The sequence below is a fragment of the Streptomyces sp. NPDC052773 genome (genome assembly GCF_044547145.1).
Lineage (GTDB): Bacteria > Actinomycetota > Actinomycetes > Streptomycetales > Streptomycetaceae > Streptomyces.
In genome coordinates, this window is record NZ_JBITZX010000012.1 from 74368 (window position 1) to 91463 (window position 17096).

Here is a 17096-nt window from a genome sequence, read left to right on the forward strand (position 1 = left end):
GATGGCTCTCCTCCAGGGTGTGCGGGGTGGCACTGCTGCGGCACGCATGCACTGAGCGCGCGCTCAGGCCCATGCTACTTGTGGGTAACGTAGCTGCACAGTCCTGGCGGGTCGAGCGGCGAAGGTCACACTGAAAACGGCCTCTCAGGGTCACCGACAGCCGCGGACCGGTGGCCTCACCCGGACGGCGGCGCCGTGGACCCCCGGGGCGTCAGCACCGGCGTGGGCACGGGATGCGACCCCGCCCCCTCACCGGTGATCACCCCGAACAGCGTCCGCGCCACCTCCGCCCCGAACCCGTGCACATCGTGACTCATCGCGGACAACGTCGGATGCGTCAGCCGGCACAGCTGCGAGTCGTCCCACGCCAGCAGCGACACGTCCTCCGGCACCCTGAGACCCATCTCCGCCGCCACCGACAGCCCCGCCACCGCCATGATGTCGTTGTCGTAGACGATCGCCGTCGGCCGGTCCGGCGCGGCCGCGGTCAGGAGGGACCGCGTCGCCCGCGCCCCCGCCTCGCCCGAGAAGTCGGTCGCCACCTGCCACGCCCCGGCCAGCCCCAGCTCCCGCGCCACCGCGTCGAACGCGGCCGTGCGCAGCGCGGTGTGCCCGAGTGCCGCGGCCCCGCCGACCCGGGCGATCCGCCGGTGCCCGAGCGCGGCGAGATACCGCACCGCCTCGCCCACGGCCGTGGTGTCGTCCGTCCACACCGAGGCCAGCGAACCGGTCAGCGACGGATGCCCGACGGCGACCACCGGCAGCCCGAGCCGTTCGACGACCGGCACCCGCGGGTCGTCCGCCCGGAAGTCGACCAGGATCGACCCGCCGATCTGCCGCCCCTTCCACCAGGAGTCCAGCAGCCCGGCCTCCTCGTCCAGGTTCTTCACCAGCCGCAGCAGCAGGGAGCAGGAGTGCTCGGTCAGCACGCTCTCCACACCGGAGACGAACTCCATGTAGAACGGCTCCAGGCCCAGCATCCGCGCCGGCCGGCAGATCGCCAGCCCCACCACGTCCACCCGCGCCCCGGCCAGCGACCGGGCGGTCAGGTTCGGCTCCCAGCCCAGCTCGCGGGCGGCCCGGAAGATCCGCTCCCGGGTGGCCTCCGACAGGCCCGGCTTGTGGTTGAAGGCGAGGGAGACGGCACCCTTGGAGACCCCGGCGCGTGCGGCGACGTCCTTGATGGTGACGCGAGGACCATGCAGGGCTGTCATCGAGAGGGCTCCATGCAGTACAGGGCGGCGCGGGCGGCGGTCGCGTCGGGATTCTCCCAGCCCCGGACGCCGATGGTCACCCGCTCCCCCGGAAGCAGGGTCACGAGCCCGCGGTCGGCGCGCGCCGCCGGGTCCAGCCGGTCGGCCTGGAGCAGCAGATCCCGTACCAGGGTCCGGGCCGTCACCTCGACACCGCCCGGGACCAGCGCGACCTCGAACTCCGGCCGGGGGTACGGGATCTCCCGGTCCGGCACGGGAAAGCGCAGGGCGCGTGCCACGCCGTCCGCCTCGGCCACCAGGAACTCCTTCGGCCCGCCCGGCTCGAGCCCGCGCGGCACCGCCACCGCCTCGACCGCCCGCCGCCCGGCGGCGAAGGCCACCTCCGCCGCGCCGAGCACCTCCCCCTCGACGGACACCCGGCGCAGCCGCAGCGCACCCCGCCACGCCTCGCCGGACTGGTTGACGACGGCGACCACGAGCCCGCCGTCCGGCTCGTCCCGCACGGTCAGCAACCGGTCCGCGTACAGCCGCCTCAGCTCGTGGTAGAGCGGCTTCTCGCGGCCGTCGCCGTCGATGGCGGCCCAGGAGGTGACGGGCCAGCAGTCGTTGAGCTGCCAGACGACGGTGCCCGCGCACACCGGCCAGTGCGAGCGCCAGTGTTCGATCCCGGCGGCGATCGCCCGCGCCTGGTTGACCTGTGTCAGATAGTGCCAGCGGTCGAAGTCGCCCTCGGGGAAGGCGAAGTGGCGTTCCAGGCCGCGCCGCAGCTTGCCGTTGCCGTCGTCGGCCTTCTGGTGGTGGAGCATGCCGGGGGAGTCGGGGGCGAGTTCCTCGCCGGGCAGCGCGCGGCGCAGCGTGGCGAGCGCGGGCGGCGCCTGCCAGCCGAACTCGGCGACGAACCGCGGCACGCTCGCCCGGTACGCGGCGTAGTCCTCCCGGTTCCACACCTCCCAGGAGTGGTGGGTGCCGTGCGCCGGGTCGTTCGGATGGCGACGCCAGGATCCGGACCAGGGGCTGCCCGCGGTGTACGGCCGGGTCGGGTCCAGCTCGGCCACGATCCGCGGCAGCAGCCCCAGGTAGTAGCCCTCGCCCCACGAGTCCCCGGCCAGCCGCCGCTCCCAGTCCCAGTCACGGAAGCCCCACAGGTTCTCGTTGTTGCCGTTCCACAGCACCAGCGAGGGGTGCGGCATCAGCCGGACGACGTTCTCCCGGGCCTCCGCCTCCACCTCGCCGCGCAGCGGCTGCTCCTCCGGGTAGGCGGCACAGGCGAACGGGAAGTCCTGCCACACCAGCAGGCCCAGCTCGTCGCAGACGTCGTAGAAGTCCTCGCTCTCGTAGATCCCGCCGCCCCACACGCGCACCAGGTCCACGCCCGCGTCCGCCGCCTGCCGCAGCCGCTCTCCATACCGTTCGCGCGTCACCCGGGACGGGAACACGTCGTCCGGGATCCAGTTGACGCCCCGCGCGAACAGGCGCTCGCCGTTGACGACCAGGGTGAACCCGGTGCCGTGGGCGTCGGCCGAGGTGTCCAGCTCCACGCTCCGGAATCCCACCCGCCGCCGCCACACGTCGAGCCGGTCGGTGCCGTGCAGCAGCGTCAGTTCGACGTCGTACAGCGGTTGTGCGCCGTAGCCGCGCGGCCACCACAGCGCCACGTCCGGCACCCGCAGCCGTACGACCCCCTCCGTGCCGTCGACCGCCGCGCGCGCCACCACCCCGCCCACCCGGGCCTCGACGGTGAGGTCCGCCTCGACGCGGGTCCGCTCGACGTCGAGCCGCAGCTCCACCACACCGGTGCCGTCCTCGACGGTGACCAGCGGGCGGACGCGGGCGATCCGGGCCGTCGACCAGCTCTCCAGGCGCACCGGCCGCCAGATGCCGGCCGTGACCAGGGTGGGCCCCCAGTCCCAGCCGAAGGAGCAGGCCATCTTGCGCAGATACTGGTACGGCTCGGCGTAGGCGCCGGGGCGCTCGCCCAGCCTTCCCCGTACGGCCTCCGCCTCGGCGTAGGCGGAGGCGAACCGGACCGTCAGCCGCCCCGCCAGGCCGGTGACGTCGAAGCGGTACGAGCGGTGCATGTTCCGCACCCGGCCGAGGAGCCGTCCGTCGACCCGGATCTCGGCGACCGTGTCCAGGCCGTCGAAGACGAGGTCGGTCTGCTCGTGCGGTGAGGCGGGCAGAGCGAGGTCCCGCTCGTACGTCCACTCCCGGCGGCCCACCCAGGCCACCTCGCTCTCGTTCCGGCCGAGGAACGGGTCCGGGATCACCCCGGCGGTCAGCAGATCCGTGTGCACGCACCCCGGCACGGCGGCCGGGAGCGAGGCCCCCTCGTGGAGCAGCGTCCATCCCTCGTCCAGCGGTGTGGCCTCCAGCATGCGCACTCCTCAACCGGTTGACGCCGACGGGTGGTTGTGATGTCGCAATCTTGGCGAGATAGGGACTTTACCGGTTAAGAAAGCGCTGTCAGAGTGCCGAATCAGCCAACCCGCCGTGCTCGTCCGTCCCCGGAACGGAGCTGATGCACATGAACCGCCGCCCCCTCCTCGCCCTCGCCGCAGCCGCCCTGCTGCTCTCCGCGTGCACCGGCACCGGAGGCACGACCAAGGGCGCGGACGCCGAGGCCCCCGACGACCCGTCCGAGGTCAGCGGAACCATCACGGTGCTGACCGTGCGGACCGATCTGGTCCAGGACGGCACGATGGACCGGTACGCCGCCGAGTTCAACAAGACCTATCCCGACGTCGAGGTCGAGTTCCAGGCCCTCACGAACTACGAGTCCGAGATCAAGATCCGGATGAACACCGAGAACTACGGCGACGTCCTGCTGATCCCCGCGGTGATCGAGAAGGACGACTACCCGAAGTTCTTCGCCTCGCTCGGCAGCCAGGAGGAACGCCGCGAGAAGTACCGCTTCACCGACTTCACCACGGTGGACGGCAAGGTCTACGGGCAGAGCCCGGTCGGCGTGGCCCCCGGCTTCGTCTACAACAAGCGGGTCTGGAAGGAAGCCGGCATCACCGACTGGCCCACCACCCCGGACGAGTTCCTCGCCGCCCTCAAGGCCGTCAAGTCCAGGACGGACGCGATCCCCTACTACACCAACTTCGCCGCCCAGTGGCCCCTGACCTCCTGGACGTACGTCAACGGCTCGGTCAGCTGCGACACCCGGGCCACCACCAGGCTCGCCGAGGGCGACCCGTGGGCCGAGGGCGCCGATCTGCGCGTCGGCGACACCCTGCTGCACGACATCGTCGCCCAGGGCCTCGCCGAGAAGGACCCGACGACCACCAACTGGGAGGCCTCCAAGACCCGGCTGGCCAAGGGCGAGATCGCCACCCAGTGGCTCGGCACCTGGGCGATCGTCCAGTTCCGGGACGCCGCCCGCAAGGCCGGGGTGAACCCCGACGACATCGGCTTCATGCCCTTCCCGGCCCAGGTGGACGGGAAGTTCTGCGCGGTCGTCGCCCCCGACTACAACCAGGCCGTCAACATCCACTCCGACCACAAGGAGGCGGCCCGCGCCTGGATCGACTGGTTCACCGACGAGTCCGGCTACGTCGAGGACAACCTCGCCATCTCCCCGCTCCAGGAAGCACCCCTGCCGGACGTGCTGAAGCCCTACGAGGAGAAGGGCGTCAAGCTCATCGAGGTCGACGACGCCCAGGGCGCCGAGGTCAAGCAGATCGACAACGAGTCCGAGGTCGGCATCTACAAGCCCGACTACCGCCAGGACCTCGTCGACGTGGCGCGCGGCGCCCGCGACGGCGACCTGGACCGCTTCCTCGACGACCTCGGCAGGCGCTGGACCGAGGCCCGGAAGTCCCTGGGGTCCTGATGGCGCACCTCACCGAGAAGGCCCCCGGCCCGGCCGCCGTCCCACCCGCCCCGCCGCGGCCGGCCCCGGCACCCCGCCGGGTCCGCCTGCGGCGGGGCGCCACCCCCTGGCTGTTCCTGCTGGCCCCGCTCGCGCTGCTGGTCACCTTCACCTACGCGCCGATCGTCAACATGGTCGCGTACAGCTTCACCGACTGGGACGGCGTCAGCCCCGAGCTGCGCTTCACGGGCGCCGGGAACTACGCGGAGATCTTCACCCGCGAGGACCTCTTCCAGGTCTTCCTCGTCTCCGGCTACTACCTCGCCGCCTCCGCGGTGCAGATCGTCGCCGCTCTGTACTTCGCCACGATCCTCAGCTTCGACGTCCGTTTCCGGAACTTCTTCAAGGGCGTGCTGTTCTTCCCGTACCTGATCAACGGGGTGGCGATCGGCTTCGTCTTCCTCTACTTCTTCCAGGACGGCGGCACCCTCGACTCGGTGCTCGGCCTGTTCGGCGCGGACCCCGACCACGCCTGGCTGGGCGACCCCGTTTCGGCGAACACCTCCCTCGCCGGAGTGTCCGTCTGGCGCTATCTCGGCCTGAACTTCGTGCTCTTCCTCGGCGCCATCCAGTCCATCCCCGGCGAGCTGTACGAGGCGGCCGAGCTGGACGGGGCGAACCGTTGGCAGCAGTTCCGGCACATCATCGCGCCCGGCATCAAACCGGTGCTGACCCTGACCGTGATCCTCTCGGTCTCCGGCTCGCTGTCCGCCTTCGAGATCCCGTACATCATGACCGGCGGCGCGACCGGCACCGAGACCTTCGTGATCCAGACCGTGAAGCTGGCCTTCCAGTTCAACAAGACGGGGCTCGCCTCGGCGGCGGCCGTCGTGCTGCTGCTGATCATCCTCCTGGTGACCTGGGTGCAGCGCCGGCTCGTCCCCGACGAGAGGGTGGACCTCGTATGACCCGCCGCGTGGTGGCCCGCACCCTGGTGTACCTGTCGCTGACCCTGGCGACGGTGGTCGTCCTGCTCCCGTTGGCCGTGGTCCTGCTGACCTCGCTCAAGACCGAGCGGGAGCTGGCGGAGGACGGCGGCGCGCTGTCCCCGCCGGAGAACCCGCTGAACCTCGCCAACTACGTGACGGCGTTCCAGGACGGCCGGATGCTCTCGGCGTTCGCCAACACGGCCGTCGTCCTGATCTTCGCGATCGGCGGCACGGTGCTGATCGGCTCCATGACGGCGTACGCGATCGACCGGTTCCGCTTCCGCTTCCGCAAACCGGTCCTGGCGGCCTTCCTGGTCGCCGCGCTGGTCCCCGGGGTCACCACCCAGGTCGCGACCTTCCAGATCGTCACGAGCCTCGGCATGTTCGACTCGCTGTGGGCGCCGATCGCCCTCTACACCGGCACGGACATCGTCTCGATCTACATCTTCCTGCAGTTCGTCCGGTCCATCCCGGTCTCCCTGGACGAGGCCGCCCGCCTCGACGGCGCGGGCGCCTTCACCATTTACCGCAAGATCATCTTCCCGCTGCTGAAACCGGCGATCGCCACGGTCGTCATCGTGAAGGGGATCACCGTCTACAACGACTTCTACATCCCCTTCCTCTACATGCCCTCCGAAGACCTTGGCGTGATCTCGACGTCCCTGTTCCGCTTCCGCGGCCCCTTCGGCGCCCACTGGGAAACGATCTCGGCGGGAGCGGTCCTGGTCATCCTGCCGACACTGATCGTCTTCCTGGCGCTCCAGAGATTCATCTACAACGGCTTCACCAAAGGCGCGACGAGGTGAGGCGCCCCGTCAGGGGCGCTCAGGGGCGCGGGGAACCGCGCGACAAACCACGACGGACCCGCACCCGTCCGACACCAGGAACCCCTACGGCGCCTTCGCGGCCAACGCCTCCACCAGCACCGGCGTCACCAGCTCGACCTGCCACGGCCGAGCCCCATAACCCACCAGCGCCTCGGAAACCCCCGCGGAGTCGACCCGCTGCGGCGGCTCCCAGCACAGGCGCCGCACGGCATCCGGCGCGACCAGGTTCTCCTGCGGCAGATTCAGCTCCTCGGCCAGCGCGGTGACCCCCGCGCGGGCCGCGGACAGCCGGGCGGCGGCGGCCGGATCCTTGTCGGCCCAGGCCCGCGGCGGCGGAGGCCCGGCGACGGGCTGCCCCGGCTGCGGCAGCTGCGACTCCGGCAGCGCCTTGGCGCGATCGACGGCCGCCTGCCACTGCTCCAGCTGCCGCCTCCCCATCCGGTGACCGAACCCGTTCAGCGCGGACAGGGCATGCACATTGCCGGGAAGGGCGAGCGCGGCCTCCACGATGGCCGCGTCCGACAGCACCTTGCCCGGCGACACATCCCGCCGCTGGGCGATCCGGTCCCGGGTCTGCCACAGCTCGCGCACCACGGCGAGCTGCCGCCGGCGCCGCACCTTGTGCATGCCGGACGTACGCCGCCAGGGGTCCTTGCGGGGCTCCGGCGGCGGTGCCGACGCGATCGCGTCGAACTCCTGCCGGGCCCATTCGAGCTTGCCCTGCCGGTCGAGCTCCTTCTCCAGCGCGTCGCGCAGGTCGACCAGCAGCTCGACGTCGAGGGCGGCGTAGCGCAGCCAGGGCTCGGGGAGCGGGCGGGTGGACCAGTCGACGGCGGAGTGGCCCTTCTCCAGGACGTAGCCGAGGACGTTCTCGACCATGGCGCCGAGGCCGACGCGCGGGAATCCGGCGAGCCGACCGGCCAGCTCGGTGTCGAACAGCCGGGTCGGCACCATGCCTATCTCGCGCAGGCAGGGCAGGTCCTGGGTGGCGGCGTGCAGCACCCACTCCGTGTCGGAGAGCGCCTCGCCGAGGGCGGACAGGTCGGGGCAGGCGACGGGGTCGATCAGCGCGGTGCCCGCGCCGTCGCGGCGCAGCTGCACCAGGTAGGCGCGCTGGCCGTAGCGGTAGCCGGAGGCGCGCTCGGCGTCGACGGCGACGGGGCCTGAGCCGTCGGCGAAGGCGGCGATCACCCGGGCGAGGGCGGCCTCGTCCGCGATCACGGGCGGGATGCCCTCACGCGGCTCCAGCAACGGGATCGGCGCCTCCGTAGCAGAAGATCCGCCGTCGTCCGGAGGGGCGCCTCCGGTGGTTCGCAGTGAACGGTCTGCTGCGGTGTCGTGGGCGTCGGTCACCTGTCAAGGGTATCCGTGGATGCACGGAGCCCGTCGACGGAACGTTCCGTCGACGGGCTCCGGAGGGTCGTAAACCAGTCAGTTCGGGGGAATCACCGGGTGAGGGGGAGGGATGGGGGTCAGTGGATGATGCCGGTGCGCAGGGCCACGGCGACCATGCCGGCCCGGTCACCGGTGCCCAGCTTGCGGGCGATGCGGGCGAGGTGGCTCTTGACGGTGAGTGCGGACAGGCCCATGGAGACGCCGATGGCCTTGTTGGACTGGCCTTCGGCGACCAGTCGCAGCACCTCCACCTCGCGACCGGACAGCTCGCGGTAGCCGCCCGGGTGGCTCGGAGCACCCGGGGGGCGGCGGTGCAGGCGGGCGGCGGCGGCGCCGATGGGGGCGGCACCGGGCCGGGTGGGGAGCCCGACGTTGGTGCGGGTGCCGGTGACGACGTAGCCCTTCACACCGCCCGCGAGGGCGTTGCGGACGGCGCCGATGTCGTCGGCGGCGGACAGGGCGAGCCCGTTGGGCCAGCCCGCGGCGCGCGTCTCCGACAGCAGGGTGAGGCCGGAGCCGTCGGGCAGGTGGACGTCGGCGACGCAGATGTCGCGGGGGTTGCCGATGCGGGGACGAGCCTCGGCGATGGACGACGCCTCGATGACGTCGCGCACACCGAGCGCCCACAGATGGCGGGTGACGGTGGAGCGGACGCGTGGATCGGCGACGACGACCATGGCGGTGGGCTTGTTCGGGCGGTAGGCGACCAGGCTTGCGGGCTGCTCGAGGAGAACGGACACCAGGCCTCCTGGGGTGCGGGACGGCTTTGAAGGTCACAGTCGTCTTCGGCACCAAACCTCGGGGGCTTTAGGGAATGATCACGATCTAGTGAGTAGCAATCGGTGCAATTCGGACACCCTGTCGATCGTTCGGTGAACGAATCGGTTCGTTCGAGTGACTACTCCTGATTGAAAGTGGCCGTATCGACAAAACGACGGTCCGTGCGGCGCTGGTCAGCGCGACTGCGGGCCGCGCCGCTGCGGCAACGTCACCACCGACGCGTCACCCGGACCGGCCGGCGGCAGCCCGGCCACCTGAGCCAGCAGATCGCACCAGGCCGCCAGATGCCCCGCCGTGTCCGGCACCCCGCCCAGCCCCTCCCGCGGCGTCCACGAGGCCCGGATCTCGATCTGCGAGGCGGCCGGGCGCGCGGCCAGCCCGCCGAAGTAGTGGGAGCTGGCCCGGGTGACGGTGCCGCTCGGCTCGCCGTAGGTCAGTCCGCGCGCCTGGAGCGCCCCGGTCAGCCACGACCAGCACACGTCCGGCAGCAGCGGATCGGCCGCCATCTCCGGCTCCAGCTCCGCGCGCACCAGCGTCACCAGCCGGAACGTGCCCTGCCAGGCGTCGTGCCCGGCCGGGTCGTGCAGCAGCACCAGCCGGCCGTCGGCGAGGTCCTGGTCGCCGTCGACGACCGCCGCCTCCAGCGCGTACGCGAACGGCGCGAGCCGCTGCGGGGCCCTCGTCGGCTCGACCTCGACCTGCGGGCGCAGCCGCGCCGACCGCAGCGCGTCGACGGCGGCCCGGAAGACCGGCGGAGCCGCCTCGCCCGTATGCAGATCCTTCTCCTTCGGGTCGTCCATTCCGCCAGCGCCGTCCGACAGTCGTCCCTGAGCCGCAGCCATGCGGGGAAGATTAAGCGGAACGGGCGCCCGGCGCAGGGAGAGACACCCCGCCGGACGCACCGGCGTCCCCGGGGCCCGGCCGGGCCGGTTCGCACGCCGTGCGAAACTTGCCCCGTGAGTGCCAACCAGACGCAGCCTTCCGCGACGTACGACTCCGCCTTCCTCAGGGCGTGCAGGCGCGAACCCGTGCCGCACACGCCCGTGTGGTTCATGCGGCAGGCCGGGCGCTCGCTGCCCGAGTACCGCAAGGTCCGCGAGGGCATCCCCATGCTGGAGTCCTGCATGCGGCCCGAGCTGGTCACCGAGATCACCCTCCAGCCGGTGCGCCGGCACGGCGTGGACGCGGCGATCTACTTCAGCGACATCGTCGTCCCGCTCAAGGCCATCGGCATCGACCTCGACATCAAGCCCGGCGTCGGCCCGGTCGTCGAGCGCCCGATCCGCACCCGCGCGGACCTCGCGCAGCTGCGCGACCTCACCCCCGAGGACGTCTCCTACGTCACCGAGGCCATCGGGATGCTCACCCGCGAGCTGGGCGCCACCCCGCTGATCGGCTTCGCCGGCGCCCCGTTCACCCTCGCCAGCTACCTCGTCGAGGGCGGCCCCTCGCGGACGTACGAGAACGCCAAGGCGATGATGTACGGCGACCCCGAGCTGTGGGCCGACCTGCTCGACCGCCTCGCGGACATCACGGCCGCGTTCCTGAAGGTGCAGATCGAGGCGGGCGCCTCGGCGGTCCAGCTGTTCGACTCCTGGGCCGGCGCCCTCGCCCCCGTCGACTACCGGCGCTCCGTCCTGCCCGCCTCGGCGAAGGTCTTCCGGGCCGTCGAGGACTACGGCGTCCCGCGCATCCACTTCGGCGTCGGCACCGGCGAGCTGCTGGGCCTCATGGGCGAGGCCGGCGCGGACGTCGTCGGCGTCGACTGGCGCGTCCCGCTCGACGAGGCCGCCCGCCGGGTCGGCCCCGGCAAGGCGCTCCAGGGCAACCTCGACCCGACCGTCCTGTTCGCCTCCACCGAGGCCGTGGAGGCCAAGACCCGCGAGGTGCTGGACACGGCGGCCGGCCTCGAGGGCCACGTCTTCAACCTCGGGCACGGCGTCATGCCGTCCACCGACCCGGACGCGCTGACCCGCCTCGTGGACTACGTCCACACCCGCACCGCCCGCTGACCAGACGGCTCACCAGGTGTGCCGGGGCCGTGCCTGCCTGCCGAAGAGCAGGCCGCGCGGCTCCGGCGGCGGTGGCGTGCCCGGCCTGAGCGGCCAGGCCAGCAGCATCCCGGCGAGGAAGCCGGCGATGTGTGCCGCGTACGCCACGGTGCCGGCGTCCGAGACGCCCTCGCCGGACGAGTACACCGCCTGGAGCCCGAACCAGAAGCCCAGCACGAGCCAGGCCGGCAGCCTGAGCGGCAGGAAGATCAGGAACGGCACGAGGACCCACACCCGGGCCTTCGGATACAGCACCAGATAGGCGCCGAGCACCCCGGCGATCGCCCCGGACGCGCCGATCAGCGGTTCGCCCGAGTCGGCGTTCAGGAGCGCGAAGCCGTACGTCGCCGCGTAGCCGCACACCAGGTAGAACAGCGCGAAGCGGACATGGCCCATGCGGTCCTCGATGTTGTTGCCGAAGATCAGCAGGAACAGCATGTTGCCGAGCAGATGCAGCCAGCCGCCGTGCAGGAACATCGCGCTCAGCACGCTCAGCTCCGGCGACTTGTCGTAGTCCGGCGGCGCCACCACGCAGCCCGGCCCCTCCGGGCCCACCGCCGCCTCGCCGGTCGGCACAAGCCGCGGCATCCGATGGTGGACCAGCTCCTGCGGCACCGCCGCGTACTGGTCCAGGAACGCGTGCAGATGGCACTGCTGGGCCAGGGCGGTGTCCCCGGCCACGGAACCGGCCAGGCCGGGCATGAACAGGAACGCCAGCACGTTGGCGGCGATCAGCGCGTACGTCACCCAGGGCGTGCGGCGCGCCGGGTTCACGTCATGGACGGGGATGACCACAAGGGAGTAGTGCCCGGGATGCGCGCGGCGAATACGCCTGAACGGCGCGGTTCAGGCGTACGTATGTTCCGGCGACCGTCTCTGCCGCGACGACGTGAGGAACAGGCGATGAGCGACCGTGTGACCCCTCCGATGCACGCCCTGCCCGACGGCGAGGCGGAACTCGCCCTCGTCATCCGGCTCCCCTGGGAGGACGTGGCCCGGCTGGGACAGGAGGCCGGGCGGCTGGCCGCGCAGATGCAGCGGCCGGTGACGCTGGACGAGGCGGTGAGCCATCGGTTGCGCTCCGCGCGGGTGCCTGCGGCGGCGCATGCCAGGCCGGAGCAGGCGGCCTCGGTGGCTTCCTTGCCGAGGGTGAGCGGGTCGGCGTAGGGGTTCTGCGGGGTGCGGGTTGTCGGTGCCCGTTCCGAAAGGGGCGCGGGGAACTGCGCGACCAGCCACCCACGACCCGCACCCGGCGACGAAACCGCACCCCCTACGGCGCTTCCCGCACCGCCGCCGCGGCCTTGCGCGCGGCGACCTGCACCGGGTCCCACACGGGGGAGAACGGCGGCGCGTACCCCAGGTCCAGGTGGGCCACCTGCTCCACGGTCAACCCAGCGGTCAGCGCCACCGCGGCGATGTCGACGCGCTTGCCCGCGCCCTCCCGGCCGACGATCTGGACGCCGAGGAGGCGGCCGGTGCGGCGTTCGGCGAGCATCTTCACGGTCATGGGGGAGGCGCCGGGGTAGTAGCCCGCGCGGCTGGTGGACTCGATGGTGACCGCGACGTACTGCAGGCCCGCGCGGCGGGCGTCCTTCTCGCGCAGACCGGTGCGGGCGATCTCCAGGTCGCAGACCTTGCTGACCGCGGTGCCGACGACACCGGGGAACGTGGCGTACCCGCCGCCGATGTTGGTGCCGATGACCTGGCCGTGCTTGTTGGCGTGGGTGCCGAGCGCGATGTGCCGCTCCCGGCCGGAGACCAGGTCCAGCACCTCCACGCAGTCGCCGCCGGCCCAGATGTTCTCGTGGCCGCGCACCCGCATCGCGAGGTCGGTCAGCAGACCGCCGTGCGCGCCGAGGGGCAGGCCCGCCGCGCGGGCGAGGCTGGTCTCCGGTCGTACCCCGATCCCGAGGACCACCACGTCCGCCGGATACTCGGCGTCCTCGGTCGCCACCGCGCGGACCCGGCCGTCCTCCCCGGTGAGCACCTTCGTCACCTCGGCGTCGTCCACCATGGTGACGCCCATGCCCGTCATCGCCTCGTGCACCAGCCGGCCCATGTCGGGGTCGAGCGTGGACATCGGCTCGCTGCCCCGGTTGACGACGGTCACCTCGTAGCCGCGGCGGAGCAGCGCCTCGGCCATCTCCACGCCGATGTACCCCGCCCCGACGACCACCGCGCGGCGGCCCCGCGTGCCCGTGAGGGTGTCCAGCAGGGCCTGCCCGTCGTCGAGGGTCTGCACCCCGTGCACCCCGGGCGCGTCCATGCCGGGCATGTCCGGCCGGACGGGCCGCGCCCCGGTGGCGATCACGAGATGGTCGTACGGCGTCCAGGACTCGGCCCCGGACCCGAGGTCCCGCGCGCGGACCCGCCGCCCGTCCACGTCGATCTCCGTGACCTCGGTGCGCAGGCGCAGGTCGATGCCGCGCGCCCGGTGCTCCTCGGGCGTGCGGGCGATCAGCTCGTCGCGTCCGGCGACGTCGCCGCCCACCCAGTACGGGATGCCGCACGCCGAGTACGAGGTGAAGTGGCCCCGCTCGAACGCGACGATCTCCAGCTCCTCGGGGCCCTTGAGACGGCGGGCCTGGGACGCCGCGGACATCCCCGCGGCGTCCCCGCCGATCACCACCAGACGCTGCCGGGCACCCCTCGAACGGCTCATGTTCATGCGAACACGCTACGGGGGCCCGGCATTTCAGTCGCGGTCGCCCGCCGCCCCACCGGTGGCCCCGCCGCTCTGCCCGCCGCTCTCCGGAAGCGGGCCGAGCGCCGTCATCCCCGTCCCGTCCGGCTCCGCCGCGCGGCGCGCCCGCCGGGGCCGCACCAGCCGCAGCCACGCCAGCAGGAGCAGCGCCGCCAGCGCGGCGAACGGCAGCACCGCGGCGAACGCCACGACGATCCAGCGCAGCGTCCCCACGAACGCCTCCCAGCCGCCCCCGAGCGCGTCCCCGATACCCGGGTCGTCGTCCCCGGCGTCCCGCGCCGCCGGCGACTCGGTCAGCGACACGGTGATGGTCGCCAGGCTCGTCCGGTCCTTCAGCGACGCCTGCCGGGCGAGCAGCGACTCCAAGTCCGCCTGGCGGCTGCTCAGTTCGCCCTCCAGCGTCACCACGTCGCTGAGCTTCGTCGCCTCCTCCATCAGCGCCCGGATCCGCTCCACACTGGCCCGCTGGGTGCGGATGCGGCTCTCCACGTCGACGACCTGCTCGGTGACGTCCTGCGCCTTCGCGGTGCGCTCCAGGAGCCGGCCCGTGCCCTCCAGGTCCTCCAGCACCTCCTCGTACCGGTCGACCGGCACCCGCAGCACCAGCTCGGTGTACTCCTCCTCGTCGTCCCGGTGCGTGGTCTCCTGGCCGACATGGCCGCCCGCGCCCTCGGCGACCGCGCGCGTCTCGGCGAGCGCCCGGGGCACGTCCTCGACCCGCACGGTCAGGGAGGCGGTGCGGATGACGTGGCTCGCGGCGGGCTTGGGCGCCTTGTCCCGGGCGGCCTGGGAGCCGCTGCCGGAGGAGCCCTCCGCGTACCCCGCCCCGGCGTCGGCGGCCTTGGCCCCCTTGTCGCCGCCGGACGCGGTCGCGTCGCCCCCGCCGCTGCATCCGGTGGCCGCGAGGGCGGTGGCCAGCAGCAGCCCGGCGAGGAACCGGACGGGTCGTCGTGCGGAGTGTCGTGTGCGCATGCGGGTGTACCCCCCGGGGTTCGGTGCGACGGACGTTCCTGTGACGCACGGACGGCGGCGAACGTTTGGCCGGCCCGGCCTCGAACCGGTCACGGTCGGGCCTCGGCCGGGACACGGCCCGTCGGCTCCGCTGTCAGTGGCGTCTGAGAAGGTGGAGGGCATGAGCGGAGTACGGAGCGACGGCGGACGGGTCGTCGTCATCGGAGCGGGGATCGCCGGGCTGACCGCCGCCCACCGGCTGTTGGAGCGCGGGGCGCGGGTGACCGTGCTGGAGGCGTCCGACCGGGTCGGCGGCAAGCTGCTGCCCGGCGAGATCGCGGGCGTGCGGGTCGACCTCGGCGCCGAGTCCCTGCTGGCCCGCCGCCCCGAGGCGATCGGCCTCGCCCGCGAGGTGGGCCTCGCCGACCGGCTCCAGCCGCCCGCCACCACCACCGCCGCGCTGTGGACCCGCGGCGCCCTGCGCCCCATGCCCAAGGGCCACGTCATGGGCGTCCCCGGCACCGCCGAAGCCCTCTCCGGCGTGCTCTCCGAGGAGGGCCTGCGCCGCATCGAGCGGGACGCCGAACTGCCCCGCACCGAGGTCGGCGACGACATCGCGGTCGGTGAGTACGTCGCGGCCAGGCTGGGCCGCGAGGTCGTCGACCGCCTGGTCGAACCCCTGCTCGGCGGGGTCTACGCGGGCGACGCCTACCGCCTCTCCCTGCGCTCCGCCGTCCCCCAGCTCTTCGAGGCCGCCCGCACCCACACCTCGCTCACCGAGGCGGTGCGCGAGATCCAGGCCAAGGCGGCGGCCAACCCGCGCACCGGTCCCGTCTTCATGGGCCTTCAGGGCGGCGTCGGCACCCTGCCCCTCGCGGTCGCCGACGCGGTGCGCTCCCGCGGCGGCGAGATCCTGACCCGGACACCGGTGACCGAGCTGCGCCGGGAGACCGACGCCGGCTGGCGGATCACCGCCGGCGACCGCACGCTGCACGCGGACGCCGTGATCGTCGCCGTCCCCGCCCCGGCCGCCGCCCGCCTGCTGCGCGCCGAGGCCCCGGCCGCCGCGGCCGAACTGTCCGCCGTGGAGTACGCGTCGATGGCCCTGATCACCCTCGCCTACCGCCGCGCCGACGTCCGCCTCCCCGAGGGCAGCGGCTTCCTGGTCCCCCCGGTCGACGGCCGCACCATCAAGGCGTCCACGTTCGCCTCCCACAAGTGGGCCTGGATCGCCGAGGAGGACCCGGAGACGGTGGTCCTGCGCACCTCGGTCGGCCGCTACGGCGAGACGGAGATCCTCGGCCGCGACGACGCCGACCTGGTCGCCGTCTCCCGCCACGACCTCGCGGCGGCCACCGGCCTGGATGCCGCCCCGGTCGCCACCCGCGTCACCCGCTGGGACGACGGCCTGCCGCAGTACCCGGTCGGCCACCACGCGCGCGTGGCCCGCATCCGCGAGCACCTCGCCGGGCTTCCCGGCCTCGCCGTGTGCGGCGCGGTCTACGACGGCGTCGGCGTCCCCGCGTGCGTCGCGAGCGCGTACGCCGCGGTGGACCGGCTCGGCGGTGACCTGCGCGCTGTGGAGGAGCTCACCGCCCACCCGGTGCAGAGCCTGCACGGCGGAGCGGGAGAATGAGGGACATGAGTGACGACGCCACCACCACCGGCCGGATCCCGAACAAGGGCAAGCTGGCCAAGGACCTCAACGAGGTCATCCGCTACACCCTGTGGTCCGTGTTCAAGCTGAAGGACGTCCTCCCCGAGGACCGCGCGGGCTACGCCGAAGAGGTCCAGGAGCTGTTCGACCAGCTCGCCGCGAAGGACGTGACGATCCGCGGCACCTACGACGTCTCGGGTCTGCGCGCCGACGCCGACCTGATGATCTGGTGGCACGCCGAGACCAGCGATCAGCTCCAGGAGGCGTACAACCTCTTCCGCCGCACGAAGCTGGGCCGCTCCCTGGAGCCGGTGTGGTCCAACATGGCGCTGCACCGTCCCGCCGAGTTCAACCGCTCGCACATCCCGGCGTTCCTCGCCGACGAGACGCCCCGCGACTACGTCAGCGTCTACCCGTTCGTGCGCTCCTACGACTGGTACCTCCTGCCGGAGGAGGACCGCCGCCGGATGCTCGCCGACCACGGGAAGATGGCCCGCGGCTATCCCGACGTGCGCGCCAACACCGTCGCCTCGTTCTCCCTCGGTGACTACGAGTGGATCCTCGCCTTCGAGGCCGACGAGCTGTACCGCATCGTCGACCTCATGCGCCACCTGCGCGGCTCGGAGGCCCGCCTCCACGTCCGCGAGGAGGTCCCGTTCTTCACGGGCCGCAGGAAGTCGGTCGCCGACCTCGTGGCCGGGCTGGCCTAGCGAA

Annotated in this window: 15 protein-coding genes; 7 read left to right on the top strand and 8 right to left on the bottom strand. The window is 72.6% G+C overall.

The window, feature by feature from the left end:
* Positions 1 to 176 precede the first annotated feature (176 nt).
* A complete protein-coding gene (locus ACIG0D_RS24990; RefSeq protein ID WP_399804842.1) occupies positions 177 to 1214 on the bottom strand; it encodes a LacI family DNA-binding transcriptional regulator in 1038 nt (345 codons plus the stop codon).
* Positions 1211 to 3589, bottom strand: coding sequence for a glycoside hydrolase family 2 protein (locus tag ACIG0D_RS24995; protein ID WP_399804845.1), 2379 nt, complete (start codon positions 3587 to 3589; stop codon positions 1211 to 1213). Before ACIG0D_RS24995 ends, ACIG0D_RS24990 begins: the two co-directional genes overlap by 4 nt.
* 149 nt (positions 3590 to 3738) lie before the next feature.
* Between ACIG0D_RS24995 and ACIG0D_RS25000 the strand changes: the two genes are divergently transcribed.
* Genes ACIG0D_RS25000 through ACIG0D_RS25010 form a run of 3 tightly spaced genes read left to right on the top strand, consistent with a single transcriptional unit; the run spans position 3739 to position 6823 of the window.
* Entirely contained in the window at positions 3739 to 5049 is a 1311-nt protein-coding gene (locus tag ACIG0D_RS25000) for an ABC transporter substrate-binding protein (RefSeq protein WP_399804847.1), read from the top strand.
* Positions 5049 to 5996, top strand: a complete 948-nt coding sequence (locus tag ACIG0D_RS25005; protein WP_399804850.1) for a carbohydrate ABC transporter permease — start codon at positions 5049 to 5051, stop codon at positions 5994 to 5996. The genes ACIG0D_RS25000 and ACIG0D_RS25005 overlap by 1 nt, the downstream gene beginning before the upstream one ends.
* Positions 5993 to 6823, top strand: a complete 831-nt coding sequence (locus tag ACIG0D_RS25010) for a carbohydrate ABC transporter permease (protein ID WP_399804853.1) — start codon at positions 5993 to 5995, stop codon at positions 6821 to 6823. The genes ACIG0D_RS25005 and ACIG0D_RS25010 overlap by 4 nt, the downstream gene beginning before the upstream one ends.
* A gap of 84 nt (positions 6824 to 6907) precedes the next feature.
* Here ACIG0D_RS25010 and ACIG0D_RS25015 read toward each other — a convergent pair whose 3' ends face one another.
* The 3 genes from ACIG0D_RS25015 to ACIG0D_RS25025 form a co-directional block, all read right to left on the bottom strand.
* Positions 6908 to 8197, bottom strand: a complete 1290-nt coding sequence (locus ACIG0D_RS25015; protein ID WP_399804856.1) for a ribonuclease D — start codon at positions 8195 to 8197, stop codon at positions 6908 to 6910.
* 119 nt (positions 8198 to 8316) lie between these two features.
* Entirely contained in the window at positions 8317 to 8979 is a 663-nt protein-coding gene (locus tag ACIG0D_RS25020) for a response regulator transcription factor (RefSeq protein WP_003993737.1), read from the bottom strand.
* A 213-nt stretch (positions 8980 to 9192) separates the two neighbouring features.
* Positions 9193 to 9861, bottom strand: a complete 669-nt coding sequence (locus ACIG0D_RS25025) for a DUF3000 domain-containing protein (RefSeq protein WP_399804859.1) — start codon at positions 9859 to 9861, stop codon at positions 9193 to 9195.
* A gap of 114 nt (positions 9862 to 9975) precedes the next feature.
* Between ACIG0D_RS25025 and hemE the strand changes: the two genes are divergently transcribed.
* On the top strand, positions 9976 to 11031 hold the full coding sequence (gene hemE, locus ACIG0D_RS25030; protein ID WP_399804862.1) for a uroporphyrinogen decarboxylase: 1056 nt from the start codon (positions 9976 to 9978) through the stop codon (positions 11029 to 11031).
* A gap of 9 nt (positions 11032 to 11040) precedes the next feature.
* Here the strand turns inward: hemE and ACIG0D_RS25035 are convergent, their stop codons facing one another.
* Entirely contained in the window at positions 11041 to 11865 is an 825-nt protein-coding gene (locus ACIG0D_RS25035; RefSeq protein WP_399804865.1) for a rhomboid family intramembrane serine protease, read from the bottom strand.
* Positions 11866 to 11973: 108 nt separating this feature from the next.
* Here ACIG0D_RS25035 and ACIG0D_RS25040 point away from each other — a divergent pair, with 108 nt between their 5' ends.
* Positions 11974 to 12237 (top strand): hypothetical protein, encoded by a 264-nt coding sequence (locus ACIG0D_RS25040; protein ID WP_399804868.1) that lies wholly within the window; start codon positions 11974 to 11976, stop codon positions 12235 to 12237.
* A 103-nt stretch (positions 12238 to 12340) separates the two neighbouring features.
* Here ACIG0D_RS25040 and ACIG0D_RS25045 read toward each other — a convergent pair whose 3' ends face one another.
* Both ACIG0D_RS25045 and ACIG0D_RS25050 read right to left on the bottom strand, forming a co-directional pair.
* Complete coding sequence (locus ACIG0D_RS25045) at positions 12341 to 13738, bottom strand: FAD-dependent oxidoreductase (RefSeq protein ID WP_399804871.1); 1398 nt, start codon at positions 13736 to 13738, stop codon at positions 12341 to 12343.
* 27 nt (positions 13739 to 13765) lie between these two features.
* Entirely contained in the window at positions 13766 to 14746 is a 981-nt protein-coding gene (locus tag ACIG0D_RS25050; protein WP_399804874.1) for a DUF4349 domain-containing protein, read from the bottom strand.
* A gap of 160 nt (positions 14747 to 14906) precedes the next feature.
* On the opposite strand from ACIG0D_RS25050, the gene hemG reads away from it, so the two are divergent.
* Together hemG and hemQ are read left to right on the top strand one after the other, a co-directional pair.
* Positions 14907 to 16361 (top strand): protoporphyrinogen oxidase, encoded by a 1455-nt coding sequence (gene hemG / locus ACIG0D_RS25055; RefSeq protein WP_399804876.1) that lies wholly within the window; start codon positions 14907 to 14909, stop codon positions 16359 to 16361.
* Between the two features lie 5 nt (positions 16362 to 16366).
* Positions 16367 to 17092, top strand: a complete 726-nt coding sequence (gene hemQ / locus ACIG0D_RS25060) for a hydrogen peroxide-dependent heme synthase (protein WP_365763354.1) — start codon at positions 16367 to 16369, stop codon at positions 17090 to 17092.
* Positions 17093 to 17096: the final 4 nt, after the last annotated feature.